The sequence below is a fragment of the Mesorhizobium sp. HAY1-8B genome (assembly GCF_056868045.1).
Map to the genome: position 1 here is coordinate 1,027,807 of NZ_CP200321.1, position 12,353 is coordinate 1,040,159.

Annotated in this window: 7 protein-coding genes and 1 pseudogene; 4 read left to right on the top strand and 4 right to left on the bottom strand. The window is 63.9% G+C overall.

The features are described 5' to 3' along the window. Nucleotides 1-67 precede the first annotated feature (67 nt). From AC1VON_RS05145 to AC1VON_RS05155, 3 genes are all read right to left on the bottom strand, one after another. Complete coding sequence (locus AC1VON_RS05145) at nt 68-3,226, bottom strand: efflux RND transporter permease subunit (protein WP_483120767.1); 3,159 nt, start codon at nt 3,224-3,226, stop codon at nt 68-70. Next, nucleotides 3,226-4,374: an efflux RND transporter periplasmic adaptor subunit gene (locus AC1VON_RS05150; protein WP_483120769.1), complete on the bottom strand. Its 1,149-nt coding sequence runs from the start codon at nt 4,372-4,374 to the stop codon at nt 3,226-3,228. Before AC1VON_RS05150 ends, AC1VON_RS05145 begins: the two co-directional genes overlap by 1 nt. Nucleotides 4,375-4,882: 508 nt before the next feature. After that, on the bottom strand, nt 4,883-5,710 hold the full coding sequence (locus AC1VON_RS05155; protein ID WP_483120771.1) for a ferredoxin--NADP reductase: 828 nt from the start codon (nt 5,708-5,710) through the stop codon (nt 4,883-4,885). 220 nt (nt 5,711-5,930) lie between these two features. Here AC1VON_RS05155 and AC1VON_RS05160 point away from each other — a divergent pair, with 220 nt between their 5' ends. From AC1VON_RS05160 to AC1VON_RS05175, 4 genes are all read left to right on the top strand, one after another. After that, on the top strand, nt 5,931-8,015 hold the full coding sequence (locus tag AC1VON_RS05160) for a hydantoinase/oxoprolinase family protein (protein WP_483120773.1): 2,085 nt from the start codon (nt 5,931-5,933) through the stop codon (nt 8,013-8,015). 16 nt (nt 8,016-8,031) lie between these two features. Then, nucleotides 8,032-9,774, top strand: coding sequence for a hydantoinase B/oxoprolinase family protein (locus AC1VON_RS05165; RefSeq protein ID WP_483126274.1), 1,743 nt, complete (start codon nt 8,032-8,034; stop codon nt 9,772-9,774). Nucleotides 9,775-9,897: 123 nt separating this feature from the next. After that, complete coding sequence (locus AC1VON_RS05170; RefSeq protein WP_483120775.1) at nt 9,898-10,674, top strand: ABC transporter substrate-binding protein; 777 nt, start codon at nt 9,898-9,900, stop codon at nt 10,672-10,674. A 69-nt stretch (nt 10,675-10,743) separates the two neighbouring features. After that, nucleotides 10,744-11,859 (top strand): aminomethyl transferase family protein, encoded by a 1,116-nt coding sequence (locus AC1VON_RS05175; protein WP_483120777.1) that lies wholly within the window; start codon nt 10,744-10,746, stop codon nt 11,857-11,859. 246 nt (nt 11,860-12,105) lie between these two features. Here AC1VON_RS05175 and AC1VON_RS05180 read toward each other — a convergent pair. Then, nucleotides 12,106-12,222: pseudogene (locus AC1VON_RS05180) on the bottom strand (ABC transporter permease); the annotation flags it as partial. Nucleotides 12,223-12,353: the final 131 nt, after the last annotated feature.

Below are 12,353 nucleotides of genomic sequence, written 5' to 3' on the forward strand. Positions count from 1 at the left end.
GGCGATACTTACACGATCGTTTGGACCGAGGCCACAAGCTGATGTCGGCCCGCGCGCCGACGCAAGCCTACTCGGCCGCCAGCTTGCGCGCAGCCGCGCCGATTTCAGCCTCGATGCGTTCGGGTTCGCCGTGCTCCGGCTCATGCCTGCGGAATGAGGTGAGCCAATGGGAAAGGTCGTCGAGGTAGAGATAGATCACCGGCGTGGTGAAGAGCGTCAGCGCCTGGCTGACAAGCAGCCCGCCGAACATTGTGTAACCCAGCGGCTGACGGATCTCCGCCCCGGTGCCGTTCTCGAGCATCAGCGGCAGTGCGCCCAGCATCGAGACCATGGTGGTCATCATGATCGGCCGGAAGCGCAGCAGGCAGGCCTGGCGGATCGAGTCCAGGGAGCTGAGATTCTGGTCCCTTTCCGCCGCGATGGCGAAGTCCACCATCATGATGCCGTTCTTCTTGACGATGCCGATGAGCAGGATGACGCCGATCAGCCCGATCAGGTTGAACTCCATATGGAAGACGAGCAGCGTGCCCAGCGCGCCAAGCCCGGCGGAGGGCAGAGTGGAGAGAATGGTCAGCGGGTGGACATAGCTTTCATAGAGGATACCGAGAATCAGGTAGACCACCACCAGCGCGCCGAGGATGAGCACCGGCACTGAAGACAGCGACTGCTGGAAGGCCTGTGCCGTTCCCGTGTAGTTGGTCTGGATGGTCGCCGGCAGCCGCATCTCGGCGGCGGCCCTGTCGATCGCGGCAGTGGCCTGGCCGAGCGCGACGTTGGGCGCCAGGTTGAAGCTGATCGTCACCGACGGGAACTGGCCCTCGTGATTGATCACCAGCGGCTGCACCGGTTTCGTCGTCCATTTGGCGATAGCCGAGAGCGGCACCTGCGAACCGTTCGATGTCGTCAGATAGATCTGGTCGAGCGCCTTGAGGTCGCCGCGCACCGACGGCAGCACCTCGAGGATCACGTCATAGGTCGAAAGCTGCGTGAAGTACTGGGCGATCTGGCGCTGTCCGAAGGCGTCGTTGAGCGTGTTGTCGACATCGTTCGCCGTCAAGCCGTAGCGGGCCGCCTGGTCGCGATCGACCTGCAGCGTCAGCGTCGTGCCGGAACTCATCTGGTCGGTCGAGACGTCGCGCAGTTCGGGCAGGCGCTGCAAGGCCGTCAACAGTTTGGGCGCCCAGTCGTCCAGCGTGTCGAGGTCGCTGCTTTCCAGCACATACTGGTATTGCGAGGCCGACAGCTTGCCGCCGACACGCACGTCCTGCGAGGCCTGCATGAACAGGCGCGCCCCCTGGACGGCCGACAGCTTCGGCTGCAGCCGCCGGATGATCTGGTCGGCCGAAACGTCGCGCTCGTCGCGCGGCTTCAGCTGGATGAACATGCGGCCGGTGTTTTGCGTGTTGCCATTGCCGCCCGTCGATGCCGCGAAATGCGCCACCGCCGGATCCTTGGAGACGATCCCGGCAAATTGCGCCATGTAGGATTGCATCTGGCCGGTGGAGACGTCCTGGCCTGCGATCACCTGGCCGAAAATCAGGCCAGTGTCCTGCTGCGGGAAGAAGCCGCTCGGAACCAGCGTGAAGAAATAGCCGGTAAGGCCCACGCAGGTCAGGAACACCAGCAGCGTGATGAAACGATGCCCGAGCGCCCGGTCGAGGCCGCGCTCATAGGCGCGCAACATGCCGTCGAAGACGCTTTCGCTCCACCGGTAGAGCCTTCCGTGATGTTCCTCGTTGGCGGGTTTGATGAAGCGCGAAGCCAGCATCGGCGTCAGCGTCAGCGAAACGCAGGCCGAGACCAGAATGGTCATGGCCAGCGTCACCGCGAACTCCTTGAACAGGCGGCCGATGATGCCGCTCATCAGGAGCAGCGGGATCAGCACCGCCACCAGCGAAATCGAGATCGACATGATGGTGAAGCCGATCTCGCTGGCGCCGCGGATCGCGGCATCCATCGGTTTCTCGCCATGCTCGATGTAGCGGACGATGTTCTCCAGCATGACGATGGCGTCGTCGACTACAAAGCCGATCGAGATCGTCAACGCCATCAGCGACAGATTGTCGATGCTGTAGCCGGCGGCCCACATCAGGCCGCATGCGCCGAGCAGCGCCAGCGGCACGGTGAAGGCCGGAATGGCCGTCGCCCATATATTGCGCAGGAACAGGAAGATCACCATCACCACCAGCCCGATGGTGAGCATCAGCGTGAACTGCACGTCCGCCACCGAGGCGCGGATGGTCTGGGTGCGGTCGGAAAGCACCTGCAGCTTCAGCGAAGCCGGCATCGAGGCGGTCAGCATCGGCAGCTCCGCCTTGATCTTGTCGACCGTGTCGATGATATTGGCGCCGGGTTCCTTGAAGATGACGAGCACGACGCCGCGTGTCGTGTCGGTCCAGCCCGCCTGGGTGTAGTCCTGCGCGTCGAGCACGGCCCGGCCGACATCCTTGACCCGCACCGGCGCCCCGTCGCGATAGGCGATGATGGCGTTGTTCCAGTCATCGGCAGCGGTCATCTGGTCGTTGGAGAAGATGGTGAAGGAGCGCACTTCGCCCTGGATGTTGCCCTTGGGCAGGTCCACCGTGCCGATCGACAGCGGCGTGCGCACCGCTTCCAGCGACAGGCCCCTTGCCGCGAGCTTGGCTGGATCGAGCTGGACACGGATCGAAGGTGTCTGCTGGCCGCCGACCAGCACCTGGCCGACGCCGTCGACATGGCTGATCACCTGCGCCAGCTTGGTGTAGACGTCATCGCTCAACGTCGTCAGCGGCAAGTCGGTCGAGCTCGCCCCAATCAGCATGATCGGCGAGTCGGTAGGATTGACTTCCCTGTAGGTGGGCGGATTGGGGAGGTTTTTCGGCAGCTGTCCGCCGGCGGCATTGATGGCCGACTGCACCAGCCCGGCGGCCGATGCGATGTCGACGTCGAGAGCGAATTGCAAGGTGACCTGGCTGGAACCGGACAGGCTGCTCGATGTCATTTCGGCAATGCCCGGGATCTGCGCGAACTGCGTTTCGAGCGGCTGGGTCACCGACGATGCGATCGTGATCGGGTCGGCGCCCGGCAGGCTGGTAGACACCTGGATCGTCGGGAAGTCGACGTTCGGCATCGCCGCGACCGGCAGGTTGAGATAGGCGACCACGCCGACGAACAGCACGCCGATCATCAACAGCGACGTGGCGACGGGATAGCGGATGAAAGGCGTGGAAACACCGATCTGTGCCATCAGCTTGCACCTCCGGCAGCGCCGTTCTGCGCTTGTCCGGCGCCTGGAGCCGGCGTTGGATCGACGCTTGCACCATCAACCACCCGGTATTGGCCGGCAACCACGACACGCTGTCCGGCAGCGAGGCCGTCGGTGATTACCGTTTCACCGCCGTCCGAAGGACCCGTCTTCACGGTCTGCCGATGGACCTTGCCGTCGTCGCCGACGACATAGGCGAAGAGCCCGTCAGGGCCATGCTGGACGGCTTCGTCCGGCACCACGATCGCACCCGCCATCGCGCCTATGCGTATGCGCGTGTTGACGGACAGGCCCGGCCACAGCGCATTGTCCTGGTTCGTGAATGTCGCCTTGAGCGAAATCGTGCCGGAAGCCTGGTCGACCGCGTTCTGGATCGCCTCCAGCTTGCCGCTCGCCAGCACGGTCTTCATATCCGCGCTAAGCGTGTCGATCGAAACCGGGCCAGAAGCGAAAACCTTGTTGATGGTCGAAACCTCGTCCTGCGGCTGCGTGAACGACACGTAGATGGGCTGAAGCTGCACGACCGTGAAAAGCCCGGGGCTCTGGCCGGCCTGCACGATGTTTCCCGGATCGATGGTGCGGAAGCTTGTCTTGCCGGTCAGCGGCGCCGTGATCCGGGTGAAATCGAGGTTGAGCTGCGCCGCCTCGATCGCGGCCTTGTCGCCTTCGATCGTGGCGGCGGCAGTCGTGACCACCGCCTGCTGGTTGTCGACATCCTGCTGGGTTTCGAAGGTCTTTTTCAGGAGCGTGGCAAGGCGATCGAGGACGACCTGGGCATTCTTGAGCGTCGCTTCGTCCTCCGCCTCCTTGGCCTTCGCTTGGTCGAGCACCGCCTGATAGGGGCGAGGGTCGATCTCGGCGAGCAGGTCGCCCTGCTTGACTATCTGTCCTTGCTCGACCGGAACCTGGTTGACGACACCGGCGACGCGGCTCGAGATGCTGACGCTGTTCAGCGGCGTAACTGTTCCGAGCCCGTAGAGGTAAAGCGGGAAATCGGTTTTCTCTGCCGTGGCCACGGTGACTGGGACCTTGGGTGCGGGCTGCGCCGTTTGGGTGGCTGCTTTTGCCACGCCGTCGGCGTGGTTGCGCCATAGGCCGTAACCGCCGCCGAGCAGGAGGAGTGTGGTCAACAGGACGATGCTCCGGGAGCGCTTCGGCCGTTTGCGACTGGTTTGCTGTGTTGATGAAATGCTCATGGTGCCGTCCACCTGGCTGGCAAGAATATCAAGCCTTTTCAGGATGGTTAGGTGGTTAGGACCGACTGCGTCGATCACCGGGACAGTAGTCCCGATGGCCCGCCGCTGTCAGGTTACAAGTCGGTCATGTTGCGCTGCGGCATTCAAGGATGCGTGAGGCCGCCTTGAATGCTGCATCGCAATAAAGTGACTTCTATGGTCCGTCCGCGTCAGGGTTCGGGGAGCGTCTCAACCGCCCACGGCCATGCCCGCCCGGCAGACGTTGTCGGCGCCGTTCCGGGCACAACCGTGCCTGGCCTGAAATCAGATATGCCGGTATGCGCTGACAGGCGCGCTTGCAGTGCTTCCGGTCGGAATGGAGCGGCCCGACCCATTCCAGCAGGCTGTCCGCTATCAGGCGTTCGCCTGGAGGGCAGCATGTCCACAGGGTGGGTAGCAGGCCTCAGCCGACGAAGGCGCGCTCGACGACGAAAGTCGCGGGATGGCTGAGGGAACCTTCCTGGAAGCCGAGGCTTTCGGCAAGTTCCTTGACGTCCTTCAGCATATGCATCGAGCCGCAGATCATGATGCGGTCAGTCTCGGGATTGAGCTTCTCGATGCCGAGGTCGGCGTAGAATTTGCCGGAGCCGATCAGCGCGGTGATGCGGCCCATGCAGGCCGACTCTTCGCGGGTCGTTGAATTGTAGAGCGTCACGCGCCCGCCAGTCAGTTCGCCGATCAGCGGGTCGCTTTCCAGCGCCGCCACCAATTCCTGGCCGTAGGTGAGTTCGGCATTGTCGCGGCAGGTGTGGGTCAGGATCAGCTGGTCGAATTTCTCATAGGTGTCGGGATCGCGCAGCAGGCTGGCGAACGGTGCGATGCCGGTGCCGGTCGAGATCATGAACAGCCGCTTGGCCGGTGTCAGCGCATCGACCACCAACGTGCCGGTCGACTTCTGACGCATGATGACGGTGTCGCCGACCTGGATCTTCTGCAGTTCCGAGGTCAGCGGGCCGTCCGGCACCTTGATCGAGAAGAATTCCAGCTCTTCGTCCCAGGCCGGGCTTGCCACGGAATAGGCGCGGAACACCGGCTTCTCGGCATTGGGCAGGCCGATCATGACGAACTCGCCGGAGCGGAAGCGCAGCGATTGCGGACGGGTGATGCGGAACGAGAACAGCCGGTCGGTATAGTGTTTCACCGAGACGACGGTTTCAGCATAGACATTGGCCGGAATCGGAAACTGCAGCGGGCGGGCGCCGGCGGTGTTGAAGGCGGATGTGGTGTTCATCAAATCCAACTTTCTGGCCCAACCGGGGACGCGGGCGCCAAACCTTTTCCTGCACGCCCGAACCGTTCAGGTTCCGGCGTGCTGCTCGCACACTCCAAGGCGGTAAGCTCTTGTGTCCGGAATTTATTAGTATACAAACGATATTTGCGTCAAGATACCGTCGCGAAACACCTTTCCAAACTGTGCCGTATCCGTAGTCCCAGCATTTCGGGTTTCGACAATGAAAGAGAATTTTTCGGTGCAGCCGCCGGATTCCCTGGGCAGCGTCGTGGCCGGCATCGATGTCGGCGGAACCTTCACCGACCTGCTTCTGATCGACGGCAAGCACGGCGGCAAGGTGCACATCGCCAAGACCCCGACGACGGTCGACAACCAGGCGTTCGGCGTGGTTTCGGCACTCGGCGCCACCGGATTTCCGATCGACGGCATCGACCTCATCGTGCATGGCACCACCACCACGACCAATGCGGTGCTCGAGCGCCGGCTGGCCAGGACCGGCATGATCACCACACGCGGTTTTCGCGACGTGATCGAGCTTGGCCGGCGCACACGGCCGCAACCCTACGGCATGACCGGCACCTTCGTTCCCGTCATCCCGCGCAATCTCAGGCTCGAAGTGTCCGAGCGCGTCGAGGCTTCAGGTGCGGTGCGCACGCCGCTCGATGAAGCCGGGATGCGTGAAGCGGTGAAGACGCTGATCGCGGCCGGCTGCGAATCCCTCGTCATCCATTTCCTGCACGCCTACGCCAACCCCTCGCACGAGCGGCGCGCCGCCGAGATCGCCGCCGAGCTCTGGCCGAACGACTACATCACCACGGGCCATGCGCTGCTGTCGGAAGCGCGCGAATTCGAGCGCGGCGTCACCGCTTCGGTCAACGCTTCGGTGCAGCCGATCCTCAAGCGCTATGTCGAGCGGCTGCGCAAGGAGTTGGCCGCGAAAGGCTATGCCCGCGACTTCCTGATCATGAACGGCAATGGCGGCATGATCTCGGCCCGTTTCGTCACACGTGAATCTGCCAAGACCGTCATGTCAGGTCCGGCCTCCGGGGTGATTGCCGCCGCCTATACGGGCAAGCGCGCCGGCTTCGAAAACCTTGTCACCTACGACATGGGCGGCACCTCGACCGACGTGGCGCTGATCCGCAACGCCGAGCCGGCGGTCTCGAACGAGATCGAGATCGAATATGCCATGCCGATCCACGTGCCGATGGTGGCGGTGCACACGGTCGGAGCCGGCGGCGGTTCGATCGCGCGCGTCGATGCCGCTGGCCTGATCCAGATCGGCCCGGAAAGCTCCGGCGCCAATCCCGGCCCGATCTGTTACGGCCGCGGCGGCCTGGAGCCGACCATCACCGACGCCAATCTCGTGCTTGGCCGGCTGGCGCCGAAGAAGCTGCTGGCCGTCGAAAACCCGGTCACCGTGGAGCGCGTCACCGGCATCTTCGAAGACAGGATCGGCAAGGCGACCGGCCTGTCCGGCGTCGAGGCGGCGGGCGCGGTGCTCAGGCTCGGCAACATGAAGATGGCCGGCGCCATCCGCATGGTGTCGGTGTCGCGCGGCCATGACCCGCGCGATTTCGCTCTGTTCGCTTTCGGCGGCGCCGGACCGCTGCATGCCACCGCGCTGGCGCGCGAACTCGGCCTGCCCAAGGTGCTGGTGCCGGCGCGCCCCGGCATCACCAACGCGCTCGGCTGCGTCGTCGCTGACCTGCGCCACGACTTCGTCAACACCGTCAACCAGCCGGTCGCCATACTCGATGAAACCCAGCTTCACCAAATATTGGAACGGCACCGAAACGAAGGCGAGGAGCTGATCGGCAAGGAGGCGGTGAAGCCGGAGACGATCCGCGTCACCCACTCCGCCGACATGCAGTTCGTCGGCCAGACCCACATCATCAACGTGCCGCTGCCGTCCTCGGCAGTGAGCCGCAACGAGCTGCAGGACCTGTTCGAAAAAGCCTATTTCGCCCGCTTCAAGGTCGAGTTGCCGGAGATCCGCGCCAACCTCGTCAATCTCAACACCTCGGTGACAGGCGTGCGGCCGGCGATCGACCTGTCGCGGCTTATCGATCCGGCGGGGCGCGCGAAAACGCTGGACGAGGCGCGGCGTGAGATCCGCCCGGTCTGGTATGCCGGGCGCTGGCACGACACGCCGGTCTATATCAGGGAAAAACTGCCGCTCGATGCGGTCATCCAGGGCCCGGCGATCCTCGAACAGATGGACGCCACGACCGTGCTCGAACCCGGCGACCGCGCCCGTTCCGATGCCGACGGCAACATCATCATCGACATTGGCGAGGCCTGAGATGCCTGACATTGATATGGCAAAGCTCGACGCCATCACGCTCTCGGTTCTCCAGGCCGCCTTGCAGCAGGTCTGCGACGAGATGGACCTGACTTTTTCCCGCGCCGCGTTCTCGCCGGTCATCGCCGAAGCCAATGACCGCTCCGACGGCATCTATTCTGCGGTCGACGGCTCGCTGATCGCACAGGGCAGCCAGGGCCTGCCGGTGTTCGTCGGCGTCATGCAGTATTCGACCAAAACGGTGATCGAGATGATCGCCGACGGTCGCTGCCTGCCACCGGAGCCAGGCGACATCTACATCGTCAACGATCCCTATCTCGGCGGCACCCATCTGATGGATGTGCGCTTCGTCATGCCGGTCTACCGAGGCGGGAAAATCTTCTGCTGGCTGTCCAACACCGGCCACTGGCCGGATATTGGCGGCTCGGTGCCGGGCGGGTTTTCCGCTTCGGCGACCGCGGTCGAGCAGGAAGGCCTGCGGCTGCCGCCGGTCAAATTGTTCAAGAAGGGCGTGCTCGATCCCGAAATCTACGCCATCATCTGCTCCAACATCCGCGTCGCCGACCAGCGCATTGGCGACATCAGGGCGCAGGCCGCCGCGCTGCTGATCGGCCAGGACCGGCTCAATGGAATCCTGGATCGTTACGGTGACGAAACTGTTGTCGAGGCGATCGCCGAACTGCGCCGCCGCGCCGCCGAGCAGATGCGTGCCAACATCGCGGCCATTCCCGACGGCACCTATCATTCCAAGGCCTTTGTCGATTCCGACGGCGTGGTCAACGAACCGCTGACCATCGCGCTCGCTGTCGAGAAAAAGGGCGATACGCTGACCTTCGATTTTAGCGGTTCGTCGAAACCCTGCGCCGGGCCGATGAACAGCGTACTGGCGACGACCCTGTCCTCGGTCTATCTCGCCATGCGCCACATCTTCCCGGATGTGCCGATCAGCGCCGGGGCCTTCGAACCCTTGATCGTCAAGCGGCCGGAAGGCACGTTCCTTGATGCCAAATATCCGCGCCCTGTCTCTGGCTGTGCGGCGGAAGTCTCGCAGCGGATCGCCGAGGCGGTGTTCGCGGCCATGGTGCAGGCGCTGCCGGACAAGGTGACGGCGGCCCCCGCCGGCTCCAGCGGCAATTTCGCGCTCGGCGGCAACGATCCCGTGCGTGGCCGCGATTATGTGATGTACCAGATCTCCGGCGGCGGCTATGGCGGCAATTCCGGCCATGACGGCCTGACCAATGGCTGCTCGACCATCGGCATTTCCAAATCGCCGCCGGTCGAGATCATGGAGCAGGCGTTTCCCGTGCTCTACCGCCACTATGCCTTGCGCGAAGGCTCGGGCGGCGCTGGCAAGCATCGCGGTGGTTTCGGCCTCGCCTACGAGGTCGAGATCCTGCGTGGCGACGCACGGGCCTCCTTCGTCATGGATCACGGCCGCTTCGGTCCGCAAGGCGCGCTCGGCGGCGGGGATGGCGCGGTCAACACGGTGACCGTCTTCCGCAATGGCGAAGAACATGTGCCGCCGCATCTCTCCAAGGAGCAGGACATCCCGCTCAAGGCCGGTGACCGCGTGCGCGTCGGCACCCCGGGCGGCGGCGGTTATGGCGATCCGCGCGAGCGTGACGCCGATCAGGTACAGCGCGACGTGGCGCTGGGGTACTACACGTCTGAGGAAGCTGCCCAAAAATTCGGCGTGGTCCTGGCGGCGGACGGTCTCACGATTGACCGCAAGGCGACGGACAGGCAGCGCGCCGGCTAAACACCGCCACGCGCCATGGCGGAGACCGGTCACAGCGCCGTGATCGCCGCAGCACATGTCGTTTCCGTCACCGCCGGTGGCACGAAAGCCCGTAGACTTCTGCGGTCAACGGAGATCTGGAACATGCGTCTTTTCGGTCGTTTCGTGCTTGCCGCTTCCGTCGCCCTTACCCTTGCCGCTGGTGCTGCGTCCGCCCAGGACAAGAAGCTCAGGATCGGCACCGAGGGTGCTTATCCGCCCTTCAACTACGCCAGCGCCGACGGCACGCTGGGCGGCTTCGACATCGATCTCGGCAAGGCGCTGTGCGCCGAGATGAAGGCCGAATGCGAATTCATCGTGCAGGATTTCGACGGCTCGATCCCGGCGCTGCAGGCCGGCAAGTTCGATGCCATCATCAACATCACCATCACGCCGGAGCGGGCCGAGAAGGTCGAGTTCACCCACAAATACTACCAGACGCCGCCGGCCATCGCCGTACCGAAGGATTCGACCATCGTGGGCACCTCGCCGGACGATTTGAAAGGCAAGGCGCTTGGCGTGCAGACCGCCACCATCCACCAGAAATTCGCCGAGCAGAAATATGGGGGCTCGACCGTCAAGGCCTATCCCACGGGCGACGACGCCCGCACCGACATGGCCAATGGCCGTCTCGACGCGATGATGGATGGCTCGATCATCCTCACCGAATGGCTGAAGAAGCCCGACGGCGCCTGCTGCAAGCTGCTCGGCACGCTGACCGCCGATCCGGCCATTCACGGCCCCGGCGTCGGCATCGCGCTGCAGAAAGGCAACAAGGAGCTGACCGACAAGTTCAATGCCGCCATCGACGCGCTGCGCGCCAACGGCAAATACAAGGAAATCAACGACAAGTATTTTGCCTTCGACGTCTACGGCAGCTGAGACCGACAATGAATGCCTTCCGGCAGCGCCGCCGGGCGCTGCCGTTTTCATGAATGACGGAGAATTTTCTTGGCTGAGCGGCGTTCCCCTCTCTACAGCAGCATCGTCGGACTGGGTGCGACCATGGGTCGGGTTGGCGGCGATTTCATCTCGGCCAAATACTATTCCGGCATCGCCGACGAGCACCTGAACACCCGCGCAAATGTCGGCGTGCAGGATCTTAGCACCATGGGCAAGATGGACATTAAGGGGCCGGACGCCGAGGCGCTGGTCAATCATGTCATCGTCAACGACGCGGCTGCGATGAAGCCGGGCCAGGTCCGTTATTCCACCATCTGCCGCGAGGATGGCGGCATCATGGACGACCTCACCGTGTTCCGGCTGGCGCCGGAGCATTTCATGCTGGTGACAGGCTCGGTCAACCGCCTGAAGATGCTGCCCTGGCTGCAGCACCATGCCCAGGGCCGCAAGGCCTACGTCACCGACATCACCGCGGCAATTGCTTTTCCGACCATCCAGGGCCCGCGCTCACGCGAATTGTTGAAGGCCATGATCGGCGATGCCAATCTCGACGGGTTGAAGCGCTGGGCGTTCACTTCGGGCCATGTCAACGGCACGCGCGTCCTGATCTCGCGCACCGGCGTCACCGGCGAACTCGGCTTCGAACTGTTCGTGCCGGCCGACGAGGCAGCCTCCGTCTGGGACGTCCTGATGCGTGCAGGGGCGGACTTCGGCCTGAAACCCTATGGCGTGCTGGCGATGTTCACGCTCGGCCTGGAAAAGGCCTATCCGGCGCATGGCATCGACATGGATGAGAGCCGCACGCCGTTCCATGTCGGTCTCGACCGCTGGATCAAGTTCGACAAGGGCGATTTCATCGGCCGCGAAGCGCTGCTCAAGATCCGCGACAAGGGCCTCGGCGAGCGCTGGACCGGCCTGATCCTCGACGGCGACAGACCGGCCGCGACGGATGCGCGCGTGCTGGCCGAAGGCGAGGATGCCGGCGTCGTCACCTACAGCGACCACGGCTATTCCCTCGGGAAAGTGCTGGCGACGGCGCATCTGCGGTTGCCCTTCACGGCTGTCGGCACCGAACTCAGCATCGCTATCGATGGCAAGCCGACGCGTGCGGTCGTGGCGGCGATGCCGTTCTTTGATCCGGAAGGGGTAAGGTTGCGAGGTTAGCCGGAACGCCCGTCGCTTCGTCATCCACGGGCGGAGCAAGGAGCGTAGCGACGCAGCGCAGACCCGAGGATCCATGCCGGGACTCCAATGCGTCACCAACGGTGCCGAATTCCGCCCCGCTGCACCCTGCGTCTCCGGTCGCGGCATGGATCCTCGGGTCTCCGCGACGCCGCTTCGCGGCTGCTCCGCCCGTGGATGACGAAGTCGGGAAGCCTCTGCCCATTCCGCGCGAGCCTACCGGGCTCATCACCCCCGCCGGTCCAGCCGCGCCACCAGCCGGTCACCCGCCCACTGAATCCCACAGACCAGGATGATCAGCACGATCACCACAGCCACCATCACCGAGGTCTCGATTTTATAAAAGGACGTGTTTCGCTGTTCTCGGCAAAGCCGGGAATATTCTCTCAAAAATTCCAGGGAAGGGAGCACAGGACACCACTGGACCGACCGCGGCGGCACTGCGCTGCGATCCGGCAGGCATAGGTGTTGATGTA